Origin of the sequence: Exiguobacterium sp. s89 (genome assembly GCF_018617735.1) — a bacterium.
Lineage (GTDB): Bacteria > Bacillota > Bacilli > Exiguobacteriales > Exiguobacteriaceae > Exiguobacterium > Exiguobacterium marinum.
On sequence record NZ_JACSKS010000001.1, the window covers coordinates 540076 to 563847 of the forward strand.

The following is a 23772-nucleotide window of genomic DNA, read 5'->3' on the forward strand; positions in this document are numbered from 1 at the left end:
AATAGAGAGAGTGATGAGCAGAAGGAGGCAGATGTGATGAAACGAATATTAGACTGTCGGGCAAGTGATTTTATCACGTTTAATCGTCAAGATTTAGTCGAATCAATTCGAAAAGCGGAGGGACGGACGGTCATGGCCGAGGTCATTCCGACGGTGCAGCCGCTTTACCCGGAAGTAACGAACGCAGAACTGGCGCGAGCGTTCGGTGCCGATTTGATTTTATTGAACATGTTGGATGTGTTCCATCCTTATATTAAAGGACTTGAAAGTCATGCGTTGTTCGGCGAGATGCCAGGTGATGAGATGAGCGACCATCCGATTTTGGAACTAAAACGACTGATTGGATTGCCAATTGGAATCAATTTGGAACCTGTCGATTTTTCAGAGAAGTCGTCTGAGATGAATGAAGTGAAACGAGGCAGACTCGCCTCAATCGAAGCGTTCCAAAAAGCATCTGAGCTCGGGATCGATTTCGTCTGTCTGACAGGTAACCCGAATACCGGGGTCACAAATGAAGCAATCGAACAAGCGATCATTCAGGCGCGTCGTGAATTCGCTGGGGTCATCATTGCTGGGAAGATGCATCAGGCCGGTGCCGGCAATGTGTTGGACCGCGACGCATATATTCGCTTCGTCGAAGCTGGCGCAGACATCATCCTACTACCGGCGCCAGGCACGGTACCTGGCGTCCGTGAAGAGGCGTTCCACGAACTTGTACAAGAATTGCAAGCGCTCGGGGCACTCACTCTAGCAGCCATCGGCACGTCTCAAGAAGGGGCTGATGTCGCGACCGTTCGGGACATCGCACTCTCTTCGAAGCGCGGCGGTGCGGACATCGTTCATATCGGTGACGCCGGATTGTCTGGGATCGCCGTACCAGAGAACATTCAGGCACTTTCGATTGCCATTCGTGGAAGACGCCATACATACATTCGCATGGCCGCTTCGGTCAATCGATAACTCAAAAGAGGAAGGAGCACGTCTCCTTCCTCTTTCATTTACCATTCTGTGACGTCGCGACGAGGCTTCGCCGGTGTTGTCGTACCGTGACGTTTGGCGAGTAACGCTTCCACATCCTCTAAGCAGACCCCTTTAGCCGCCAACAAGACGAGCAGGTGATACAGAAGGTCTGCTGACTCTTCGACCAAGTCTTCGTCCGTCATGGCAGCAATGACGACCTCGAACGATTCTTCTCCGAACTTCTTTGCTATTTTTTCGACGCCTTGTTCAAACAAATACGTCGTATAAGAACCTTCTTTCGGTTCATTTTTTCTGGACTCAATCAATTGCTCCAATTCATGAATCATACGTTCACCTCCGTAAAGAAACAGGTTCGATTTCCGGTATGACACGTCGGACCGTTCGCATGAACACGAACGAGAAGTGCATCCTGGTCACAGTCGACGTGGATGCTGACGACATCAAGCGTGTTCCCGCTCGTCTCTCCTTTCATCCAAAGCCGACCTTTTGAACGAGACCAGAACGTGACGACCCGTTCACGAAGCGTCTGTTGAATCGCCTCCTCGTTCATATATCCTAACATGAGGACTGCCCCGTCTTCGTTTGAGACGATGATGGCGGGAATCAGTCCATTTTCGTCGAAACGAACCGCATCGGCAAGTTGTGACTCGTGCATACGTGCTTCACCTCTTCTACTGTCGTTTTTCGGTCATGTAAGATGGAGGCAAGTAAAGCAGCGTCGACTTTCTTAAGTGCCTCGACTACGTGCTCCGCATTCCCTGCCCCACCAGACGCGATAATCGGAATGTCGACGACTTCACGCAGTTGTTCTAAAATTGCCAGGTCATATCCGCTCTGCTTCCCGTCCTGGTTCATGGACGTGACAAGAAGTTCCCCCGCGCCGAGCGCGGCCACTTGTTTCGCCCATTCGACTGCCAACAGCTCGGTTTTCTGTTTGCCGCCATATGTGTACACGTAGTATTCGCCGTCTTCAAACTTTACGTCGATTGCGACAACAATACATTGTGATCCGAAACGGTCCGCGGCTTCACGAATGAGACTCGGTGATTCGACAGCGAGCGTGTTCAACGATACTTTGTCCGCTCCTGCTTTTAACAGTGAAGAGATATCCTCTAGCGAACGAATCCCTCCACCGACCGTCAACGGGATGAATACTTTTCGCGCGACCGCACTGACGACATCGAGCATCGTCTGGCGTCGTTCCGTACTTGCCGTGATGTCGAGAAAGACGAGTTCATCGGCTCCGGACTCATCGTAATATTTCGCGATTTCGACCGGGTCCCCGATATCTCGTAATTGCACGAATTCAATCCCTTTGACGACACGACCTTCCTTCACATCGAGACATGGAATAATTCTGCGTTTAAGCATAACGCGCCTCCCATTCAATCAGTTCTTCGATACTCACTTTACCGGATAGGAGCGCTTTCCCGACGACCGCCTCATCAATCTTGGCCATCTTCAGTTCCTTCACGTCCTCTTCTGTCGTCACACCGCCTGAGGCAATCAGTGTGACGTTGACGATTTGACGTAACGCCTTCATCCGAGAAACGTTCGGTCCGTTCAATTTTCCGTCAGATCCGATGTCCGTATAAAGAATCGTCTCGATGCCCCGTTTGACGAGGTCTTGGGCGACCGAGATGTCATCGAGCTTTGTCGCTTCCTGCCATCCGTTGATGGCGACCTTCCCGTCATAGGCATCGAGTGCCACAGCGACTCGTTTGCCATACTTTTCAATGGCCCGATCCAAAAAGTCAGGATCCGTGAATGCCTTTGTCCCTAAGAGGACACGGTCCGCACCTGTTTCCATGACCGCATCAAGTGAGGACTCTGAACGAATCCCGCCTCCCGTTTGAACGAGAAAGCCAAGAGACTTCGCATAGCGGACAACGTCTAAGTGACGCGGCTCCCCTGCCTTAGCCCCTTCTAAATCAATCAAGTGAATCATCGGGACCTTCCCTTGCCACGCTTTTAATAATTCATACGGGTCCCCGTATTGTTCTTCCGTCGAAAAATCACCTTCCGTCAAACGGACGATCTTGCCTCCAATCAGATCAATGGCGGGTAGTAATCTCACGCTCGACCGCCTCCTTCCATTCTTGAAGTAAACTGAGACCGAACGTCCCACTTTTTTCTGGGTGGAACTGCATGCCCGTGACGAGCCCTTTTTGAACGATTGCCGGAACTTTCTCACCCATATATTCAGCCGCCGCCACGATGTATTCGTCGTCCGTCACGGCATGGTAAGAGTGGACAAAATAGACGTCCTCATCGCGTAGGATCGAGTTCCATCCGACGTGTGGAAGACGCTTCGCACGCATCCGCTCAACCGTTCCCGGAATCAACCCGAGACCTTTCGTCGGCATCCCTTCCGTGCTCGAATCAAACAAGAGTTGCATCCCAAGACAGATCCCTAAAAACGGCTTTTCCGTCGCCATCTTTTGCAATAAGGGGATCAGACCCGTCTGTTCGAGCGATTGCATCGCTTGCGGGAAGGCACCGACCCCAGGAAGTAAAATGGCATCCGCTTCTTCAATTTGATTTGCATCGTTCGTGATCACGACGTAGCAACCGATGGCTTGTAAGGCACGTTCGACGTTGAACACGTTTCCCATGCCATAATCGATGACCGCTACTTTCATCCTTCGATCCATCCTTTCGTAGAAGGGAGTCGGTTCGTCCCATCGCTTGATACCGCCTCGGCAAGCGCTCGACCAAACGCCTTAAACAACCCTTCAATCATGTGATGTGAATTTGACCCGTAAAGGACGGCGAGATGAAGGGTAAGCCTGCCGTTCATGGCAACGGCCCGAAAGAACTCTTCAGCGAGTTCGGTATCAAAATCACCAAGCTTTGGATTACGAATCTCCGCCTGATAGACGAGATAAGGTCGCCCTGACACATCGACGACCGCTCGCGCTAGCGTCTCATCCATCGGCATGTAACTCGACCCGTAGCGGCGAATTCCGACTTTGTCCCCGAGAGACTTGGCGATAAGCTGACCGAGTGCGATCCCGACATCCTCGACCGTATGGTGGGCATCGACCCATGTGTCGCCTTCGACTTTCACGTGTAAATCCATCTGACTGTGAAAGGCGAGTAACGTCAACATGTGGTCAAAAAAACCGACCCCCGTTTGAATAGAACTTTCACCCGTTCCGTCTAGATTTAATCGAATGTCAATTTTCGTCTCTTTCGTCTCACGTTTTAGTTCAGCTGTTCTCAACAGAATTCACCTCTTCAATCGTTTGTCGGATATAGGCATACGCCTCGTCTGTCCCTGCACTGACACGTAATCCATCCGGAAACGCACGTACATGAACTCTTTTTTCAAGGAAGCGCGATGCCCATCCTTCACTATCATCCGTTTTGACATAAATAAAGTTGGCACGACTCGGTAAAATCTCGCCGATTGGACGTAATAAGTCCGTCAATTTTTCACGTTGTGTCGTATGGAACTCGATCGATTCTTGAATATATGATTCATCTCGTAAGACGACGTTCGCGACAGCGGCACTGAGTCCACTGACATTGAACGGCGATCGGAAGCGATCAATCTGCTCAATGATTTCTTCTGACGCAATCATGAAACCAATCCGGAGGTTCGCTAAACCGAACGCCTTCGATAACGTCCGTAAGATGATGACGTTTGGATGTTCGTTCAAGCGAGATACAAATGAGTCCTGCATTGTGAAATCGATATAAGCTTCATCTACGACGAGGTACGGAACACGTGACGCAATATCTGACAATTCGTCAAGTGTCCACATCTTGCCGGTCGGGTTATTCGGATTTGAAATCAGGACGAGCTTCGGTTTGATCGTTTGAATGAGCTCGACGAATGTCTCATAGTTCAATCCGTTCGTATCAGGTTGTGTGAACTGCCCCCTCGCAATTTGTGTGTAGATGCCATACATCGAAAAGTCTGGAGCCGGAGCGAGGACGTGGTCCTCCGTATCTAAGATTGCCTGACTTAAAATCGCCAACAGTTCGTCGCTTCCGCTTCCGACCATGAGTTGTGTCGCCTCAACTACTGCATAGTTGGCATAACTCGCTTTTAAGGCAATCAACTCTTCGACCGGATAACGACTGAGCGCCTCAAGTGACACGTCTCGAATCGATCGCTCTAGTCGTTCTGGTAACGGATATTGGCTTTCGTTTTGATTGAGTGCGAATCCTGACACGGCATGTGGTACATAGCGAGGGATATTTTGATAGTTTCGTCTCATATGCCCTCCATCCGAACAGCCATCGCACGGGCATGTCCTTCTAATTGTTCTTGTTTGGCGATTCGAATCGCAGCCTTTGTGATTGTCTCATCAAGTTCTGTCATCTCAAGGAATGTCTGGCGGCGATAAAAGTCGTCGACCGATAGTCCACTTGAGAATCGAGCCGTTCCACTAGTCGGTAGGACATGATTTGGTCCAGCGATATAGTCTCCGAACGCTTCCGCTGCCTCGTGACCGAGGAAGAACGATCCACCGTGACGAATCGACTTCATCAATTGTTCCGGATCTTTGACGGCCAACTGGACGTGCTCCGCGGCCATCGTATTCGCATACTCGATCGCATCCTCGATTTTCCGATAAAAGACGCCGCCACGTTTCAACGCTTCTCTTGCGATGTCTTGTCGTGGTAAGAGCGCGAGCTGTCGTTCAAGTTCTCGCTCCACTTCATCACGAAGCGTCTCTGTCGTGACGAGCGCAATCGCTGTCGCCTCGACGTCATGTTCCGCTTGTGCGAGCAGGTCAGCCGAGACCCACTTCGGGTTCGCCGTTTCATCGGCAATGATTAACACTTCGGACGGTCCCGCAACGGAGTCGATGCCGACAATGTGGGACACGAGCGCTTTCGCTGTCGCGACATACGCATTTCCTGGTCCGACAATCTTATCGACGGGACGAATCGTTTCCGTTCCGTATGCGAGTGCAGCAACGGCTTGCGCGCCTCCGACAAGAAAACACTCATCAGCACCCGCGATTTTGGCTGCAATCAAGAGCGAGATGTCAATCCCATCTGCTTTCGGCGGCGTGACCATGACGACTCGTTTGACGCCAGCCACTTTCGCCGGAATGATGTTCATGAGCACGCTCGATGGGTAGACGGCTGTCCCACCCGGTACATAGACACCGACCGAATCAAGTGGCATATAGCGTCTTCCAAGTCGAAACATCGTATCTTCAAACACGTCTTCATTCCGTACTTGATGCGCGTGAAACGTACGAATCCGTTCCGCCGCTAACGTCAACGCTTCCGTCAGTTCAGCATACGCTGCTGGCGGGGTAAAGCGGGCTAAATCAACCGATTCAATTTTGTCGACACCGTCGAATTGTTTCGTCCACTCAAGGAGCGCTTCGTCTCCACGGGTTTCGATCGATTCAACGATTGGTTTCACGGCCTCGGCCCATGCTTCGCGCCGTGATCGATTCGTTTCAGTGCTCATGTGTTCTCCTCCTGACTCAGCTTTCGAATCCATGCCTTCAATTCGTCGGGCTGTTCCGCCAAAGCCGTTTCGCTCGTAATGAATTTTGCATTGATTGAAAAGATTGTCTCATATTCTTCTAAGTCGTTCGCGGCAAGTGTCGCCCCTGTCTCAACGATGTCAACGATGCAATCAGCGAGTCCGGTTAAAGGCGCGAGTTCGACTGATCCATTCAACGCGATCACTTCTACGTTTTGTCGTTTCGATGCAAAATGTGAGATGGCGATATTCGGGTATTTACTGGCCACCTTCAATTTTTTCATTCCGTTACGTCGGACTTTTGGACCACAAACAGCCATTCGACAACGTCCGAACGGCAAATCGACGACTTCAAGCACACCCGGCGTTTTTTCCCGTAAAATATCTCCACCGACGATCCCCACATCTGCCGCTCCGTGCATCACATATTTATAGACATCGTCCCCTTTGACGAAAATAAATTCATGATCGCCTGCTTGTACTGTCAGCTCACGTCCACGTGTTTCAGGCCATACGGGTAAATCACGTTCTAAAAAAAATTGACGAGCTGCTTTTTCGATCCGACCTTTCGCGACCGCTACTTTCATTTGATCACCTCATCTAACTGTTCTAAATCAAGGGACATGCCGAACGCTCGTCTCGATTGTCCGAAATGGCCATATAGTGAATCGTATCGTCCTCCTGACAGGACACGCTTCCCTTCGACGCTTCCTGTCACGGTCAAACCAGAGTAATAGTCAAAATCACCAGTTTGACCAAAATCGTATGACACTTCTAAGCCGATTGCGCGCAAGTGTTGTACCGCCTCATCGACATCATCGATTGCCTCTTTTAAAGAAGCCGGTGCTTGAGTGCGCAACTCCTCGAGCGCTGAATTGCCAATTAGAAACGGTAATTTCGCAATCAATGGATAACGATATGTCTCCGCTAATTCACGTAACGATTCTAAATTGCGAATCGCCAAGATTTTACGGAATGTCCGCTCTTGAACGCCTGTTTCTTTTGCAATAAGTGAGATGACGGCCGCAGAACCGATTTTGATCGTTAATCGATTCGTAGGCAGGACTCCTTCCGCCATATCGAGAAATGATTCGATGAGATGATAATCCTTCTCTTCGCCGTCGACCCACTCGAGTCCAAGCTGCTGTCGTTCATGCGGTTGACCGGAATGCTTGACCGTCCGACGATAGACGGCACCCGCATAAGCGACGCGCATCGGTTCATGACCGTCTGCTAATTTTCTCGCAATCTGAAGTGTATAGTCAGGGCGCATGACGAGAAGTTCGCCGTCATTCCCAAATAACCGATAATAGGCCGACTCATCAAAGAGCGCCAAATTTTGATAATGCGAATAGTATTCGAGAAGCGGTGGATCGATGACCGCATAACCGCTCGCCTCTGCTTTTTCTAAAAATGAAAGCATCCACCGTTTTGGTCGAATGACATCTCCTGATTGAAGTTCATACCATCCTTCTGGAATCGAACCTTTCGAATTTGACCAAATCATGATAACCACCCTTTATCTTATTATCACTTTACCAAACTAAAGTAGTGTGTTAAATTTATCAAATACAATCATACCTGTCAACCAATTAACTTATAAAGGACGTGTAACAAAATGTTTGATTTTACCCACGATGGACATGTGCATACTCCATTTTGTCCACACGGTACAAAAGACCCACTTGAACAATATATTCAAGTCGGAATCGAAAAAGGCCTGCAAACAATCACTTTTACAGAACATGCACCATTTCCTGAGTCATTTATCGACCCTGTACCGAATCGAGATTCGGCGATGCCATTTGATTTACTTCCTGATTATCTCGATACGTTGCATCAGATAAAGAAGCAGTATCAAGCGGTTATCGACATTAAAGTCGGATTAGAAGTCGACTTGTTGCCGCATCTGGAGAAGGAAACCATCGCTTTACTGAAACCTTTCGCACCATTGCTTGATGAAGTCATTTTATCGCAGCATTTCCTATATGTAGATGGCACGTATATGCCGATTGATTATTCTGCCGAAACGTTCGATGAACTTGTCTCAGCGCTCGGCTCATTCGAGAACGTCATGAAAGCTTATTATGAATCGATTGAACAGGGTCTCGCATTTTCGTGGAAAGACATCCGTGTCGCTCGGATTGGACACCTTGACCTCCCGATTAAATACCAAAAAAATTATGACTGGAAGCGTTCCGAAGTAAAAAAGGAAGAAGAACGACTCTTACAGGTGATCGCTGACCGAGGATTTGGACTCGACTTCAACACGGCCGGACTCAGAAAACCGGATTGCGGGGAACCTTACATCGCAGGACTCGCAAAAGCTGCCAGCGAGTTACATATCCCATTCACATTGGGATCGGATGCACATCTCGCCAAAGACGTTGGGGCGGATTTCGACATGATTGCACAAAAAAAAGCCACGTTCCTATGAACGTGGCTTTTTGACAGCGATCTAGCTATCTAGATCCCCATGCTTATGGTTGACAACGATATGGCGTTCCATTTCTTCATCTGTAAACATCATACCATAAAGAAAAATAGATGCAATAAAAAATTGGGTGAAATTGTTCACCCAATTGAGATCACATCGCTGCGTACAATGTTTTTATATCGTTCGTAGATGCCTCGTCCATTTGGAGGGCTACGAGCTCAACATATTGTAGTGCTGGGTCCTGATCTTTCGACAAAGCGACAATTTCGGCGGCTGCCTTATCAAGCGCCAACAAGATTCCTGATACACCAAGCGTCGGATAATATCGAAGTAAAGCTCGAACATGTTTAATCTCAGATACTTCATTTCCGTTAATCGTCAACGATTTGACAGCCAACTCTTTACGCATGCCAATCGCAAATTTATCTTCCCACACTTCTTCGAGCGTGATCAAGGCTTCTACTTCATATGCACCATCTGTAAAGCGAACAAGTTTTTCCATAAACAATTTCCCCTCTCCTGAATCTATTTTCATTATATAAGAGATTTCAGAGTATATATTGTGAAATATTGAACATTATGTGTAAAGTTTGTCTCACTTGATTTCGAACAAAAAAAAGGCCCCTCCGAGGAGGGGCGAATAATGGAAGAGTAAAACACCATTGGCAGTACATTAATAATATATCACCTTATGAAAACGTTTACAATGTATTTTTGTACATTTTTTCTAGTGGCATATGTAGCACTTCAATCCCACTGTCACGCATCAATTCTAATCCATCGCCATGCTCGTAACCGACCGCATAGACGACTCGTGCGACTCGTGCGGCGATTAGGGCAAGTGAACAGGCGTGACACGGCGAATGGGTAACATAAGCGGTCGCACCGAAGGCGTTCGTCGAATCAGCAGCCAGTTTTCCAATCGCATTGATTTCGGCATGGATTTCATGTTGTTTCGACCAGTGATGATGATCATACGGGTCCGTACATTTGATATATGTCACACCATCACGGATGAGTCGTGCTGGTTCGTTGATCATATCAACGTCCGTCGACGTCACATAGTTCGCATGCTTATAAAATCCTTCTTCTTTTTTAATATAAATCTCATTACAATTCGTATGACCGGATGGTGTTCCGTTCAAGCCAATCGAAATCGGTTTTTCATCCTTCACAATGACACATGCCACGCTCTTGGACGCACACTTCGAGTGTCGCTCGGCCATCATATCGGCAAACAGCAACCACGTCTCGTCCCACAATCGTTGTTTCTCCACACAAGTCCCTCCTCGTAGAAAAGGAAAGTCTGATTGCTCAGACTTCCCCCCTTAGTATCCAGTGTCTTTTGGCAGTTCTTTATTTTTCGAGGCGATCTCGATGACTTTCTCTTTAAGCTCGTGCTCCATTCGGTCGAGTTCACGCTCGGCGTCGCGACGTTTTTGCTTCCCTTCTTGTTGAATGCGTAATGTTTCATCCAACGTCGAGAGTAAGTTCTCGTGAGCAACTTTCAGTGATTCAACAGAAACAATCCCTTTTTCATTTTCTTGTGCGATTTCAATCGAAGAATCTTTCAACATCTTCGAGTTCTGCTCAAGCAACTGGTTTGTCGTCTTCGTCACGTCCTGCTGCATACGAAGTGCCGTCTTCTGACGCGTTAGGCTGAGCGCAAGAACGACCTGGTTTTTCCAAAGCGGAATCGTGTTGACGACCGCCGATTCAATCTTCTCGGCAAGGATTTGGTTATTCTGCTGAATGACCCGAATTTGCGGTGCCATTTGAAGGCTAATGGTACGACTGAGTTTTAAGTCATGCAATTTCTTCTCAAAACGGTCCGCCAATTGAATCATGTCGTTCAATTGTTGCAATTTTGACTGGTCTTTAGAAACTTCCACTTCATGTCGCAGTGGCGCAATCTCATGCTCACGTACATGATCTAGCTTTGTTTCACCCGCTGCGATATAGACGTTTAATTCTTCGAAATAACGCTTGTTTTTGTCATACATTTGATCGAGCATCGTGATATCTTTCATTAGACCGAACTTGGCACGATCTAAATTGTGGATAACTTCTTCCAAATAGACGTTCATTTTTTCGAATTGAAGTTTATAGTTTTCAGCCTTCTTTTTTGCGCGACCGATGAGCGGGATGTTATCCATGAAACTCTTCTTCTCCGGTTGAAGCATGTCCGGGTCCATCTTTCGGACGTTTTGCATCAAATCTGACAAAAGTTTCCCGGCGTCCCCGCCATCTTTCATTCGGACTTCCGTCAAAATTTGGTCGGAGAATTGTGACAGTTCACGTTGGACATTCGACCCAAACAACATAACCGAATCCGTCTTTTTAATATCGATTGATTCAGCCAATCGCGTGATGCGCTCACGGTGCTCTTGAGGGACGTCTGGCTTCGCTTGGATAGCAGGCACTTCCTCTGCCTGCGAAACAGATGACCACTCTACAGACGGGTCGCTAAACCCCTCTGCCTCAGTTTTTGTTTTTGTATCAGATGTCAGCTCTTCTTCCGGCCATGACTGCCAGTTCGTTTCATTCGATGAAGTCATGCTTTTTTCTCCCTTCCGGCTGATCAGATAAGACTCGCTCCATCATAATCAGTTCACGTTCAAAGTCTACGGCATCATCTTCAAGAAGACGTCCGCGCTGTTCTTTAAATTTATCGACAATTAGCCGCATATTCGTTATTAATTGTTCTCGAGTTTCTTCTTGAATGATGACCCGTTTTCCTTCCAGTTCTTTAAATTTCAAGACGACCGAGACGAGGGAATCTAAGTAGAATGTGAACAAGTCTCGAACATGCTTCGCGTCTTGCGGATTTTCGAAAAGTTCCTCGAACAATTCATGCGCTTCTTTTGACACTGCTTTCATTTCTCGCCTTACTTCTACATCTTTGATTTCAGGCAAGACACGGTCAATCTGCTGCAGTTTCTCATACCCTTGCTCAATCGTCCGTTGCAAGAATTGAAGTTCTAAATCATCCGTCGCCTCGAATTGACGTGCCGGGATAGGATCTTCAATCGGTTTTAGGATTCTTGAGCCTGAGAACGATTCTTCCTCATCAAGCAGCAGTTTTTTCTTCGCCCGTTTTGCGACCGTTGTCGGTGTTCGCTGACGGTTTTTGCGCTTATTCGTTGACCAGACTTCGTTCAAGACGAGCGCCCCTACTATAATGAATAACCAGGAGAAATCGAATACGTTGATGGCAAAGTATATGACTGCCCCAGTCAGGGCCCATTTCATCCATGTTTTCATTCTTTTCACCTCATCTCATGTTACTTCTATTGTACATTACGAAACCGATCAAAAAAAGTTTCGTCACCTCTATCATTTTAGCATAATAAAAGTCTTTGTTTCCTCCGTCCACAGGTGTAGAAACAACTACCTATATCGACTTCATTCCCGTTGCGAGACGAAAAAAACCGTAGACTCGAGAGCCTACGGTTCCTCAATTATGTGTTAAGCCACGTAGATACCATGACGATTCCTACTGTCACCGGTATAACATAGCGTATGAGTGCATGCCAGATTGGATAAAGCTTCATACCTGGTTGAGATGTTTGAATCTCGTCTTTTAAAATACGTTGGTCTACTACATAACCAACAAAAATTGACGTTAAGAAGGCTCCGACCGGCATTAAAATATAACTGACGAGGTAATCCATCGTGTCGAAGAACGTTCGCCCGTTCCAGATTTGTAAATCGCTCAATAACCCAAATGACAGCGCAGAAGGCACACCGACGAGGAAGACGAGCAAGGCAGCTGTAACCGTTACTTGTTTCTTCGACCATGTCGGTTTCTTTTCATTCAGACGATCGGTCACACCCGCGACGACGACCTCTAACATCGCAATCGAAGACGTGATTGAAGCGAATGCGAATAATAAGAAGAACAATACCATGAAAAATCCACCGAGCGGAACTTGATTGAAGACCGCCGGTAGGACGACGAAGAGCAATGCCGGTCCTTCAGCTGGGTCTAATCCTGAAGCAAAAACTGCCGGGAAGATAGCAAGACCTGCTAGGAGCGAAACGGTAATATTCAATAGAACAATCATGTTCGCGGAACGATTCAGCGTCCCTTTCGTCTTAATGTAAGATGCATATGTCAGCATCGCAGCCACCCCTAGAGATAAGGAGAAGAAGGCTTGTCCAAGGGCAAATAAGACCGATTCCCCTGTGAGAGCAGAGAAGTCAGGTTGTAAGAAGAAGCGGACTCCTTCCATCGCCCCGTCGAGTGTCAATGAGCGGACAACGAGGACTATAAAACTGATGAACAATAATGGCATTAAAATCTTGCTCATCCGTTCGATTCCCGCTTCTACCCCACGTAAGACAATCAAAAGCGTAATCGTGAGAAATAAAAACTGTCCGATGACGGCGATTTCAGGTGTTGACACGACACTTCCGAAGACATCACCAAATTCATCAGCACTTCGTCCATTTAATGTTCCGCTCAAACCGAGTCCGATGTAAATGAGGACCCATCCCCCAATAACACTATAGAAGGAAAGCAACAAGAAACAGGCAATGACACCAAGATAGCCGATGATGCTCCATCGTCCATGTCCCAATTGTTTAAAAGCAAGAAGTGCTGTCTTTTGAGTCGAACGTCCAACGATGAACTCCCCAATCAATAATGGTAAACCAAGTAATAACGTGAACGCCAAAAACATGAGTAAAAAGGCACCGCCCCCACTAGTTCCAGTGACATACGGAAATTTCCATATCGCACCTAAACCAATCGCCGAACCTGCGGCAGCTAAAATGAATCCAATTTTTGAGGCGAATGAATTTTGCGCCATGATTACCCCTACTTCCTGTTTTTCATTTCATTTTCATAATAATAGTGAAATACTAACACGGTTCAACAATCAGGACAACAAAAAACAGAGAAAAGTCTGAATACTTTTCTCTGTTGATGCTTTATGGCGTTAAAAATGTTACTGCATTCTCTTGAATCTGGATGGACAATTGTTCAGATTCGAAATGTTCACCATCGATATCGATAATTTGAGGTTGACTCAATTCTACTTTCACATGAGAAGCCTGAAAGTGATTCCACTCGGGGGATTTTTGATCGAGACCGAGTTGCTGCGCCAAAAGTTGTCGAATCATCGGAAACCCGATTGATGAACTGTGAACAACCTCTAACAGTCCATCAGAAAAGGACTGTGTCTCAAGCTTCGTCGGGACTGTCCCGAGGTAGCTACCGTTTCCAATATAGAGAAAACTTACATCGCCTTCATAGAGCAACTCATCTTTTCGATATAACCGGATTTCAAACGGATCCGCTTCACGAAATTGTCGAATCGTCGCTAAAAAGTAGCCGATTGACCCTAGTGATTCCTTTTCATCTGGGTCGATTTGTCGTGATGTATCGGCAATCAATCCAATCCCGACAAAATTGAGAGCATACATCTCATCCACTTGAATGACGTCCACTTGTTGCGTATGTTTCGACTTAATGACATTTGCAGCTTGTGTCGGTTGAATTGGGAGTTCGAGCGCTCGCGCAAAATCATTACATGTCCCGGCCGGAATGATGCCTACGGTAGGTCGCTCCTCGCGCTCTAACGTCATCAATCCGTTCACTACTTCATTCAGCGTACCGTCCCCACCAATCACGATGAGATGGTCGAAAGGTCCACTCTCTGAGGAAAATCGGAGTGCATCCCCAATTTCTTGCGTTTTCTTGATGGTGATTTCTTCATAGAGCGATTCAATCGTTCCAATGACCTCCCCGAGCATCGTCTCGCTCGTACCAGACTTCGGATTCGAAATAATCAAAGCTCTCATAATAACCCTTCCTGTTCTAAGAAGTCTTTCGCTACGTCATATGCACGTTCATTTCCGTAAGCGACACGTCGGTTCAATTCAGACATCTGTTCGTCCGTGATTTTTCCAGCGAGTTGATTAAGGGCATCTTCGATTTCTGGATATTCTTCAAGTGTCTCTTCTTTCAAGAGGGGTGCCCCTTGATAAGGTGGGAAGAACTGTCGATCGTCTTTTAAAACGACCAAGTCATTTTCGGCAATATCAGGGTCAGTTGCGTAGGCATCAACTAGATTGACGTCTCCTCGAGAAATGGCACGATAACGCAACTTTTGCTCCATCGACACAACGGATGGGAAATCAAATCCATACTCATCTTGAAGACCAGGATATCCATCTTCACGATCTGTAAATTCAAGGGTGAACCCTGCTTTAATATCTGATTCCACGTTTCGTAAATCTGAAATCGCAGTAATGTCCTCTGCTTCTGCATATTCACGTGGAATAGCAAGTGCATACGTATTATTAAACTGCATCGGCTCAAGCATCACATACCCGTCTTCTGCAAGTGCATCTCTCGCTTGTTCGTACACCTCGCGTGCATCATTTGACTCAGGTGACTCTTTTACGAGACTAGCGAGTGCCGTACCAGTAAATTCCGGATAGATGTCGACATCACCAGATTTCAGAGCACCCCATACGAATGTCGTTTCACCAAAGTTCGGTTTCACTGATACGGATAGATCCGTTTCTTCTTCAATTAACAACTTATACATATTCATCAAAATTTCAGGCTCAGGTCCAAGTTTTCCGGCGACGACTAAATCCGTCTCCTGTGAGCGACCGAATGCGAGCGGAGTGATGATAATCAAGGCGAGTACGGTTGAGACGGCAATCAATTTCGTTTTGTTGCGAGATGCTGTTGCACCTTCCATCTGACGCAACAAGAAATCAAACAATAGTGCTAAAATAGCAGCCGGTATGGCCCCAAGTAAAATTAAGTAATTGTCATTTCGGTTAATCCCAAGCAAAATTAATGTACCAAGCCCACCCGCTCCAACGAGGGCAGCGAGTGTCGCTGTTCCTACGATAAGGACCATGGCAGTTCGAATACCAGCCATTATGACAGGGAGAGCAAGCGGAAGTTCGACTTTCATCAAACTCTGATTCGGCTTCATTCCACAAGCCCTTGCTGCTTCAAGTAATGATTTATCTACTTCATTCAAACCTGTAAACGTATTCCGTAAAATCGGAAGAAGCGCGTATAAGACGAGCGCAATGATTGCAGGTAATGCACCGATTCCTACGAGCGGAATCATCAACCCGAGCAAAGCAAGAGAAGGAATCGTTTGAATGATGGCAGTAACACCAATAGCGGTTTCAGCAATTTTTTTACGACGCGTCAGCCAGATTCCTAACGGTACGGCAATCAAGACGGCGATTAAAAGTGATACGACAGAGAGCTGTAAGTGCTCAATCAGTGCCTCGACAAGCTGTCCTTGTCTATTTTGGAACGTCTCAAGCATCCAGCTCACCTCTTCCACGTTGTGTAAATTCCAAGACGAATGGGTCATTGCTCGCCAATATCTCTTCTGGCGTACCGATAAGCATCAATTCGCCATCACGCATCAATGCGATACGATCACCGAGCTTCATCGCTTCCTGCATATCATGTGTGACAAAGAGAATCGTCTTTCCTAGTTCATCATTCAATCGTTTGATGTCGTCTTGCAATTGTCCGCGGCTAATCGGGTCAAGTGCTGAGAAAGGTTCGTCCATCAAAATGACTTCTGGGTCTGCCGCTAGGGCACGCAATACACCAACTCGTTGCTGTTGACCTCCTGATAGCTCTGAAGGTTTTTTGGCACGTAATTTCGGATCGAGACCGGCAATTTCCATCAACTCTGTCACGCGGTCTTTTGTTCGATCCTTCTTCCATTTTAATAGTTCAGGAACGACAGAAATATTTTCTTCTACTGTCAAGTGTGGGAATAGTGCGATTTGTTGTAACACATATCCGATATTACGACGTAACTCGTAAATATCAAATTGATAGATTTCTTTTCCATCGATCAATATTTTTCCATCTGTGTGATCGATTAACCGATTCACCATTTTCATTGTTGTAGTCTTGCCACAACCTGAAGGACCAATCAATATAAAGATTTCTCCCTTTTGAACTGTTAAGCTTAACTCTTTGACGGCCAATGTCCCGTCTTCATAACGTTTTGATACATCCCGAAACTCAATCAACGTAATCCCTCCTCGACTATTTCCAAAATGGAAATTCAAATAGTATTTTGCCCTTTTCCATGCATTGTTAAACAAAAAAAGGCTCTCCTGAATAGAGAACCTTCAAAATTAATAAAGAGTGACTTGGATATGTCGACGACCCCATTGGATCGCATCCTGTTTTGAATCGACCAATAAATCAACAATATGTCCTTTGATTCTGCCACCGGTATCAAGGGCGATTGCATCACCAACACCTTGAATATGCACTTTTGAACCTAATGGAATGATAGAAGGATCGACGGCGATAATTCGCATGCCGTTATAATAAATCGAATCAGTCACGTCATGACCAGTCGCAGTCAAAACACGACCTCCATACGCCTTATTGTCAGCAACATCGTTTGAGTAAGCTGTCGATTCGACAGTAATGACTTTTTTACTCGTTGTCGTAGACACTGGTGATGCCGTAGCGTTCTTGTTTAAAGAAGCCGCTGCCTTTTGTGCCGCCACTCTTTCCGCTTCTTTACGTTCTTCTTCTGCCTTACGCTCTGCTTCAAGTTTAGCTAGTCTCGCCTTCTCTGCTTCTTCCTTCGCTTTCTCTGCAGCGAGACGTTCTGCTTCTATACGTTTCTCTTCAGCTAAGCGTTTCTCTTCGGCAATTTTCTTTTGGCGAGCGATTTCCTTTTGCCTCTCTTCTTCAATCGCTTGTCGTTCTAATTCAAGTGGATTTTGAACAATTTTCTGTTCTGTCCCGATTCCGATCTGAGCAGCATCTGCTTGATCCATGAATGTGAACATTCCCATCATCGCGGTTCCAATTACTATCATATATTTAATCAATTTCATCGTAGTAAGGTCATCACCTTTCTCGTTATGTAACGAACAGATGTTAATTTACCACGACACGTCATCTTGGAGTAGCTATTTTATCGAAGTGAAATAATCCTGACATATGACATAAAAAGTGGTTACAGATTGTAACAATTGCGAAAAACGTTGCTATTGCAAGGTTTCACATAAAAATTACAGATTCGTTACAATAACATTTGTAACAAATCTGTAATCTCCCTGTCATGCTCTTCACTTATTCAATTGGCTTCAAATCATGCAATCTGAGCATCCCCCACGGCGCAACATCGACTTGAACCGTAAAAGAATTTTCACCTTCGACCGCATCCACTTCATCTTGAGGGACACGATACGACCCCATTTCTTCTATATAAAGAATACGGTCATAATAGTTCGCCCGTACCCCTCCGAGAAACGGTTTTGACTCAACTCGGTCAATCACAGCAAATCCGTCTTCCCCTTGATCGAACGAGACGTAAACCGTACCCGCCTCCACATTTTGTCGTCCTTCAAACTCGTTATATTCAAGATAAATCGAGTCTCCAAAATATGGATCGAACGGTTCAAACGAAGTCCCCTTAAACGTGTACGTCTCCCCTACCCATGAGATGGCATAGACGAGGATGACAAACAAAATGGCAATCATAACTTGTACGGCCGGAATGACCCACGTAGACAACCGGTTCATGTCGTCACACCCTTTCTTGTACGATTACGCCACCATAATCCGAGTGACAACGCAAAGACGATCAGTGCACCGATTAAGAAGAAGAGGGATACATCCAAACGGTCCCAAACATAAATGAAGTAAATCGTCATTTGGACGACTAAAAAATAGATAAAGGCGAAGATGGTGGGTTGTCTCGTCATATCTTGGCGAACGAGGTACGTGAGTGCAATGACTTCGATCATCACTGCCAATAACACACCTGAATCTTCGAATAGCGCAAATGGGATCACAGCAAGAAAGCTTACCCACAAAAGGTCGTTTCGACGATGGATTAAATAGATCGCAACGAATGAAATAGAAAGGAGCGTTGCCTCAAGAATGGATGGTGGTCTTTGAGAAAGCCAGCTTCCCGTTACATTTACTAAATATCCAATCGACAAAACAGCTGCGACAAACAGATATATAGATTGCCACCCGGCTTGTTTTCGATAAAACAAGAGAAGCACATGGAGGATAACAAGAGACCAAAGTGGCCATAGTCTACCTTCATAGTCCACATATTGACCAAAGATGTTAAATAATCCGTAAAAGGTAAGCCAAGCAAACGTCCGATCTAACGACTCTTCCACAAAATGGAACCATACCCATGTCACGATGAGTGCAAATCCAATTAACGTCAACCCGATGCCTTCGAAACTGTTTATGACAGTCATGAACGCAGTGATAGCGGAGATGATGGAAAAGATGACGTGCTCATACATGATTCGGTGAAGGACTGCCATCGTGAAGAGTATCCAAAACAGCAAGGTCAACTGCCCCGACAGATTATACGTCGTAAAGATGACCGCCATGGTCGCCACAAAAAAGACGAATCCTAACACGCGTAATAATATGACATACCTCGGGGTTTTTAAGCGAACTCGTTCGGCAAACACATAAAATCCAACCATAAAAAGAAGAAATAGTCCAATCTTTAAAAGGTCGGGAATCCTCTGCCAATTGGCTGCGACGAAGCTAAATAGACTGAGCGCTAATAAAATCGACCCGACAATAACTAAAACGGGCGGCTTGTGATTGTTTCGCTCACTAGCCGCCCGTTGTTTATGTTCATAGTCGACTAGTCTTTTACCGGTCGATTCATCTAACAATCCCACCTCTTGCCATTCACGAACTTTTTTGTCAATGGACACCTCAATCATCCCTTTCAAAAAAAAGGTCAGCTGGCGCGTTCAATCAATTCTAATTCTGATTTTAATAAAACTTGTTTTTCAAACTCGAGCCCGAGTTGTTGAAATTCTTCCATAATCGATACGTCTGCGATCACGGTATTGGTCAGTACGGCGGTCACTTCAGCAACCCATCCTTCACGAGTCGACTTCACGATATCACCTACGAGGAATTCTTCAGACACACCCATTCACTTCCAATCTAAATTTGTTTCTATCATTATAACGAAATTATGTCGGTTTGAATACGTTTTCTTTTATGCGTTGAATAAATTGTGTCAAAAATTTTCCAGTAAGCCCCCAAATGATGTAGTCATCGTGTTCATAAAAGGGTTCTTTCATTTTAATTACCCGTTTTTCGTACGCTTTAGCATTTGCCAAGCGATCAAGTGGGATATTTTGATCTGGGTTCATCGTCCACTCCATCTCACCATGGAACGGGTCTATCATAAGTAATGTAGATAAAGGAACGGTAAATAAATGATCAACTTCATCCGTTCCCTGTGCAGTTGGAAGCCGTGACAACATCCCGACAAACGGATAAATCAATTGTCGATGGGGTGTGGCAAGTGGCCTTAATTTACCGATGACTTCAACTTGACCAGAAGTAATCTCTAATTCCTCACACGTTTCTCGAACGGCGGCTTCAACAGGTGTTTCTCCTTTTTCAAGTCGTCCTCCCGGAAAAGAAATTTCGCCGGGCTGCTGCCGCATCGTATGGGCACGTACTTCAAAGACGACATGCCATTCCTTCTCTATTTCTACGAGCGGAATCAAAACCGCTGCTGTCTGTTCGTAATCTTCTTCCATTGTAAAGCTATTTCGAATTTGGTCTTCATTAATCAATGGCTGCACACTGTTCACTCACCTTCCATCATCGAATATCCTATACCGTTCTATACCCTACTTTTCGTTTAATCGCTGCTAATGTCGGAAATATCATTATTAATGATAGGAGTTGATCACTTTGAATGAACAAGTGGATGTACTAATCGTCGGAGCCGGACCTACCGGCCTTACCCTCGGACTGACCTTGGCAAGATATGGCGTCTCATTTCAAATCATCGACCGAAAGACGACCCCGTCAGATAATTCTCGAGCCATCGGGATTCAACCACGGACAATTGAGGTGTTTTCTCGATTAGACGTCGCCCAAGAAGTACTCGAACGGGCCCGTACGATTGAGCGGGGAAATCTCTATTTCTCAGGTCAATGGACGGCAAAGCTCGAATTTTCAAAGCTTGTCACTCCGTATCCGTTCGTGACACTGCTGCGTCAAAATGAAACAGAAGAAATTTTAGAGCGTGCCTTGCTAAAACATGGCCACGCAGTGAGACGCGGAGAGTCACTGTCTTCCATCACACAATATCCATCGCGGACGATCGCACATTTGACTGCTGAAGACGGAGCTCATCGTTCTGTCGAAGCTAAATATGTCGTTGCTGCAGATGGCGCCAATAGTTCAATCCGTCGAATGCTCGCTCTCCCATTCAGTGGGAAGTCGTTTAAAGAGGCGTGGGTATTAGCAGATTTGAAAGCAGATTGGCCCATTTCTCGTGAAGAGGTGCATATTTTCTTCTCGGATCGAGGAGTACTCGAGGTCTTTCCACTCACGGATGAAACGATTCGAATCACGGGAAACTTACGGACCGATGAGTCGTTCGTCGAATCTGACCTTCAACAATTCGTGGAACAACGTAGTCATATGCCAGTTCGCATACACGATGTCGAATGGTTCTCGCTCTTTCGGGTTCATAATCGAATGGTCGATACGTTCATCCATAATCGCATCATCCTAATGGGCGATGCCGCTCATATCAATTCACCGGTCGGGGGACAAGGAATGAACACCGGGATTGCGGATGCATTCAACTTAGGTTGGAAGCTATGGCTCCATTTGAAGACAGGCGCACCGCATCAAGTCGTCTCGACGTATCGGAATGAGCGTGAGTATGTGGCAAGGAATGTTCTACAGACGACGAATTTCGCGACTGAGATGCTCCAGACGACACTCCCGATGCTATTACCGTTTCAAGCAATCGGGGCTGATGTCTTCACACGAGTCAATCTCGTCAATCAAAAGATCACGGAACGAATCTCGCAACTTCATCTATCGTACCCAAAAGCGTTACGTATGCCGTTTCGTCGCGTCGCCGAAGGAAAGATATTCCCAGAGACTGAAATTTTACGAACCGACGATGGATTTCGGACGAAGATTTCAGAGATCGCCGATGGGCGCTTTCAAGTGCTCGTATTTGACGATGGCAAACGTGATTTGACGCCAATCTATGAATACTTAAATGAGTATCACCCGTTCCTTCAGACTATCTCATTGTCCAAGACAAGCCGTCCATTTTTCGACCAAGGGAATGAGCTTGCCAAGTCACTCTTTATGAAACGTGGTATTCTAGTCATCCGTCCGGACGGCTATTTGTTGCACAAGCAACACCACGTCCGTCTAAAACCGTTACAGGACAAGTTGGCTGTCTGGCTTCCACCATCTTAAGGGTGTATAAATGGAGAGCTTCACCAAATTGGTGAAGCTCTCCATGTCATTTACTCTTAAACATTCACATACAGAATACCAGGTTTCGAGAGCGTCAAATCGTAGAATGCTTCGAATGCCTCGATGTCTTCTAGCTTGCGAAAGTCAATCTTGTCAGTCTCTTCATTCGGGATGGCGACGATAATGCCTTCCTCCGTCGACTTGATCATGCCCGTTTGTCCATTATGAATCCGAACGTAGAGTACTTGCTGGTTTTCTAAGAGCGAGATCGCCTCTCGTCTCGATTGAATCGGTTTTTTCATATAATCCCCTCTTTTCCATTTTAGTATAACGTTCCGTTCGTATTGCTTTCAACTCGTCACCCTATTAAACTTGTGTAAAGAAGGGGTTGAATGCGTTGGAAACATTACTCATCATTGTGCTCGCCATCTTGTTCATCATTTTAGTCACGATTCGTACGATTCGCAACTTAAAATGGGTTCGCTTCGGTGAAGCGTTCGGGAAACAGGGCGAAGAGTTATTAGCTGATTATCATTACCTGACAGAACAGGAAATCACATGTCGTATCGAACAAGGACTTCCGACCGGTAAATTGTTAAAACCGCTCGCTAAAAATTTAGACGATCGTGTCGCGCTATTCGTACATCGAGATGATGCCGCAAAAGCAAGAGAACTTTTAAAATAAGAAGATGGCCGAATGCATCTCACTCGGCCATCTTCTTATTTATGTATCTGTCTTTCTGAGCAGTAGTAAGCGATTTGTTTGACGAGAGGCTCCGTCAACGTTTCAAGAGTCGTTTTGCTGATGACCTGATCGACGAGTGTAAAAGAATCGCCACAATTGGCCTTGACCCGCTTCAGCTTCAACTGTTCCGTCTCCGGGAAGATCAAGAAGGAATAGACCGGAATCGCTTGTCCACACTCTTTCTTCAACCGTGCCCGCACTTGTTTAGTCATTCGCTCTAGCTCCGTGACAGGATGTGGATAGATGTGCTTCCATCCCATAGACGTCTCCGTCCGACACTCACGGTTCGTCAAATGGACAGGGGCTGGAGTTCGATTTAATTGAATCAAGAATACACCTTTCGGCCCGACGAGCACGTAATGAACGAGATCCTCGCCAAATTCGACTTGTTCAATCATCATCCAGTCAAATCGACATGTTTGTCTGATGTTCTCGACGAGACAATCTGTATAGCTTGTCGGTGCCTTCATCACTTCTTCTTTCGTACGAAACAGCTTTTTTGTCTGTTGTTTGACAGGTTGTTTCTCCGTGGCCGTTAACACTTGCAACATTGATTCCACCCCCTATTCATTATTGATTATTCACTCGGCCCTACTTGCTTACCAAAGACCGCTTTTTCTAAATTTGAGATACGGCGCAGCATGTCATAGTTAGACGCAACCGGCTGTGCCGGTTTAGCAGGTTCCGCAACAGGTGTAGGCTCGCGACGCAATGAGTCATTTTCTTTTTGAAGACGTTCGATTTCTTTCATCATTTTTTCATAATCCCGGATGACCACGTCTAAAAATTGATCAACTTCTTCTTGCGAATAACCTCGTAGTGCCGTTTTAAATTCTTGTTTATAAATTGCTTCTGCCGTTAATTCGGTTTGCATCATA

Annotated in this window: 27 protein-coding genes and 2 pseudogenes; 4 read left to right on the top strand and 25 right to left on the bottom strand. The window is 46.1% G+C overall.

Translation table 11 applies throughout. From position 1 onward, the window contains the following. Positions 1–36 precede the first annotated feature (36 nt). Positions 37–960, top strand: coding sequence for a DUF7916 family protein (locus tag KNO96_RS02755; RefSeq protein WP_214698338.1), 924 nt, complete (start codon positions 37–39; stop codon positions 958–960). Positions 961–998: 38 nt separating this feature from the next. Here the strand turns inward: KNO96_RS02755 and hisIE are convergent. From hisIE to KNO96_RS02805, 9 genes and pseudogenes are all read right to left on the bottom strand, one after another. After that, positions 999–1636, bottom strand: a pseudogene (gene hisIE / locus KNO96_RS14405) (bifunctional phosphoribosyl-AMP cyclohydrolase/phosphoribosyl-ATP diphosphatase HisIE). Further along, positions 1585–2352: an imidazole glycerol phosphate synthase subunit HisF gene (hisF, locus tag KNO96_RS02770; RefSeq protein ID WP_026826110.1), complete on the bottom strand. Its 768-nt coding sequence runs from the start codon at positions 2350–2352 to the stop codon at positions 1585–1587. The pseudogene hisIE and the gene hisF overlap by 52 nt, the downstream one beginning before the upstream one ends. Next, on the bottom strand, positions 2345–3058 hold the full coding sequence (gene hisA / locus KNO96_RS02775; protein ID WP_214702174.1) for a 1-(5-phosphoribosyl)-5-[(5-phosphoribosylamino)methylideneamino]imidazole-4-carboxamide isomerase: 714 nt from the start codon (positions 3056–3058) through the stop codon (positions 2345–2347). Before hisA ends, hisF begins: the two co-directional genes overlap by 8 nt. Then, positions 3036–3623: an imidazole glycerol phosphate synthase subunit HisH gene (gene hisH / locus KNO96_RS02780; RefSeq protein WP_026826112.1), complete on the bottom strand. Its 588-nt coding sequence runs from the start codon at positions 3621–3623 to the stop codon at positions 3036–3038. The genes hisA and hisH overlap by 23 nt, the downstream gene beginning before the upstream one ends. Then, positions 3620–4207, bottom strand: coding sequence for an imidazoleglycerol-phosphate dehydratase HisB (gene hisB, locus KNO96_RS02785; RefSeq protein ID WP_214702176.1), 588 nt, complete (start codon positions 4205–4207; stop codon positions 3620–3622). Before hisB ends, hisH begins: the two co-directional genes overlap by 4 nt. Next, positions 4194–5210 carry a pyridoxal phosphate-dependent aminotransferase gene (locus KNO96_RS02790; RefSeq protein WP_214702177.1) on the bottom strand — a complete coding sequence of 339 codons (1017 nt, stop codon included), beginning with the start codon at positions 5208–5210 and terminating at the stop codon, positions 4194–4196. The genes hisB and KNO96_RS02790 overlap by 14 nt, the downstream gene beginning before the upstream one ends. Next, positions 5207–6424 (bottom strand): histidinol dehydrogenase, encoded by a 1218-nt coding sequence (gene hisD, locus KNO96_RS02795; protein WP_214702178.1) that lies wholly within the window; start codon positions 6422–6424, stop codon positions 5207–5209. The genes KNO96_RS02790 and hisD overlap by 4 nt, the downstream gene beginning before the upstream one ends. Beyond that, positions 6421–7029: an ATP phosphoribosyltransferase gene (hisG, locus tag KNO96_RS02800; RefSeq protein WP_214702179.1), complete on the bottom strand. Its 609-nt coding sequence runs from the start codon at positions 7027–7029 to the stop codon at positions 6421–6423. Before hisG ends, hisD begins: the two co-directional genes overlap by 4 nt. After that, entirely contained in the window at positions 7026–7949 is a 924-nt protein-coding gene (locus KNO96_RS02805) for an ATP phosphoribosyltransferase regulatory subunit (RefSeq protein ID WP_214702180.1), read from the bottom strand. Before KNO96_RS02805 ends, hisG begins: the two co-directional genes overlap by 4 nt. 111 nt (positions 7950–8060) lie before the next feature. On the opposite strand from KNO96_RS02805, the gene hisJ reads away from it, so the two are divergent. Beyond that, positions 8061–8879 carry a histidinol-phosphatase HisJ gene (gene hisJ / locus KNO96_RS02810; protein WP_214702182.1) on the top strand — a complete coding sequence of 273 codons (819 nt, stop codon included), beginning with the start codon at positions 8061–8063 and terminating at the stop codon, positions 8877–8879. A 151-nt stretch (positions 8880–9030) separates the two neighbouring features. Here hisJ and KNO96_RS02815 read toward each other — a convergent pair whose 3' ends face one another. From KNO96_RS02815 to KNO96_RS02875, 13 genes and pseudogenes are all read right to left on the bottom strand, one after another. Further along, a complete protein-coding gene (locus tag KNO96_RS02815) occupies positions 9031–9381 on the bottom strand; it encodes a hypothetical protein (protein ID WP_026826119.1) in 351 nt (116 codons plus the stop codon). A 199-nt stretch (positions 9382–9580) separates the two neighbouring features. Continuing rightward, entirely contained in the window at positions 9581–10156 is a 576-nt protein-coding gene (locus tag KNO96_RS02820; protein ID WP_026826120.1) for a deoxycytidylate deaminase, read from the bottom strand. Positions 10157–10207: 51 nt separating this feature from the next. Next, positions 10208–11437 (bottom strand): toxic anion resistance protein, encoded by a 1230-nt coding sequence (locus KNO96_RS02825; protein WP_026826121.1) that lies wholly within the window; start codon positions 11435–11437, stop codon positions 10208–10210. Further along, positions 11421–12143 (bottom strand): 5-bromo-4-chloroindolyl phosphate hydrolysis family protein, encoded by a 723-nt coding sequence (locus KNO96_RS02830; protein ID WP_214698322.1) that lies wholly within the window; start codon positions 12141–12143, stop codon positions 11421–11423. Before KNO96_RS02830 ends, KNO96_RS02825 begins: the two co-directional genes overlap by 17 nt. 197 nt (positions 12144–12340) lie before the next feature. Continuing rightward, positions 12341–13693 (bottom strand): sodium-dependent transporter, encoded by a 1353-nt coding sequence (locus KNO96_RS02835; RefSeq protein ID WP_214702184.1) that lies wholly within the window; start codon positions 13691–13693, stop codon positions 12341–12343. A gap of 121 nt (positions 13694–13814) precedes the next feature. Next, positions 13815–14687 carry a diacylglycerol/lipid kinase family protein gene (locus KNO96_RS02840; RefSeq protein ID WP_026826124.1) on the bottom strand — a complete coding sequence of 291 codons (873 nt, stop codon included), beginning with the start codon at positions 14685–14687 and terminating at the stop codon, positions 13815–13817. Continuing rightward, positions 14684–16189 carry an ABC transporter permease/substrate-binding protein gene (locus KNO96_RS02845; RefSeq protein WP_034771093.1) on the bottom strand — a complete coding sequence of 502 codons (1506 nt, stop codon included), beginning with the start codon at positions 16187–16189 and terminating at the stop codon, positions 14684–14686. Before KNO96_RS02845 ends, KNO96_RS02840 begins: the two co-directional genes overlap by 4 nt. Positions 16190–16199: 10 nt before the next feature. Beyond that, positions 16200–16916: pseudogene (locus tag KNO96_RS02850) on the bottom strand (ABC transporter ATP-binding protein); the annotation flags it as partial. Between the two features lie 108 nt (positions 16917–17024). Further along, the gene (locus KNO96_RS02855; protein WP_251125013.1) at positions 17025–17744 is read right to left on the bottom strand and encodes a 3D domain-containing protein; all 720 of its coding nucleotides are present in this window, start codon (positions 17742–17744) and stop codon (positions 17025–17027) included. 238 nt (positions 17745–17982) lie between these two features. Then, positions 17983–18435, bottom strand: coding sequence for a GDYXXLXY domain-containing protein (locus tag KNO96_RS02860; RefSeq protein WP_214702188.1), 453 nt, complete (start codon positions 18433–18435; stop codon positions 17983–17985). Further along, complete coding sequence (locus KNO96_RS02865) at positions 18432–19616, bottom strand: DUF2157 domain-containing protein (protein WP_214702854.1); 1185 nt, start codon at positions 19614–19616, stop codon at positions 18432–18434. Before KNO96_RS02865 ends, KNO96_RS02860 begins: the two co-directional genes overlap by 4 nt. Positions 19617–19633: 17 nt before the next feature. Further along, on the bottom strand, positions 19634–19834 hold the full coding sequence (locus KNO96_RS02870) for a DUF2187 family protein (protein WP_026826130.1): 201 nt from the start codon (positions 19832–19834) through the stop codon (positions 19634–19636). Positions 19835–19874: 40 nt separating this feature from the next. Beyond that, the gene (locus tag KNO96_RS02875) at positions 19875–20498 is read right to left on the bottom strand and encodes an NUDIX hydrolase (protein ID WP_235181848.1); all 624 of its coding nucleotides are present in this window, start codon (positions 20496–20498) and stop codon (positions 19875–19877) included. A gap of 112 nt (positions 20499–20610) precedes the next feature. On the opposite strand from KNO96_RS02875, the gene KNO96_RS02880 reads away from it, so the two are divergent. Beyond that, on the top strand, positions 20611–22149 hold the full coding sequence (locus KNO96_RS02880) for an FAD-dependent monooxygenase (RefSeq protein WP_214702189.1): 1539 nt from the start codon (positions 20611–20613) through the stop codon (positions 22147–22149). 56 nt (positions 22150–22205) lie between these two features. On the opposite strand, the gene KNO96_RS02885 is transcribed toward KNO96_RS02880, so the two are convergent. Then, positions 22206–22451, bottom strand: coding sequence for a hypothetical protein (locus KNO96_RS02885; RefSeq protein WP_214702190.1), 246 nt, complete (start codon positions 22449–22451; stop codon positions 22206–22208). A 95-nt stretch (positions 22452–22546) separates the two neighbouring features. Between KNO96_RS02885 and KNO96_RS02890 the strand changes: the two genes are divergently transcribed. Then, a complete protein-coding gene (locus KNO96_RS02890) occupies positions 22547–22834 on the top strand; it encodes a hypothetical protein (protein WP_026826134.1) in 288 nt (95 codons plus the stop codon). A gap of 35 nt (positions 22835–22869) precedes the next feature. Here KNO96_RS02890 and KNO96_RS02895 read toward each other — a convergent pair whose 3' ends face one another. Both KNO96_RS02895 and gpsB read right to left on the bottom strand, forming a co-directional pair. Next, positions 22870–23445 carry an NERD domain-containing protein gene (locus KNO96_RS02895; RefSeq protein ID WP_214702191.1) on the bottom strand — a complete coding sequence of 192 codons (576 nt, stop codon included), beginning with the start codon at positions 23443–23445 and terminating at the stop codon, positions 22870–22872. Between the two features lie 26 nt (positions 23446–23471). Further along, complete coding sequence (gene gpsB, locus KNO96_RS02900) at positions 23472–23768, bottom strand: cell division regulator GpsB (protein WP_483297745.1); 297 nt, start codon at positions 23766–23768, stop codon at positions 23472–23474. Positions 23769–23772: the final 4 nt, after the last annotated feature.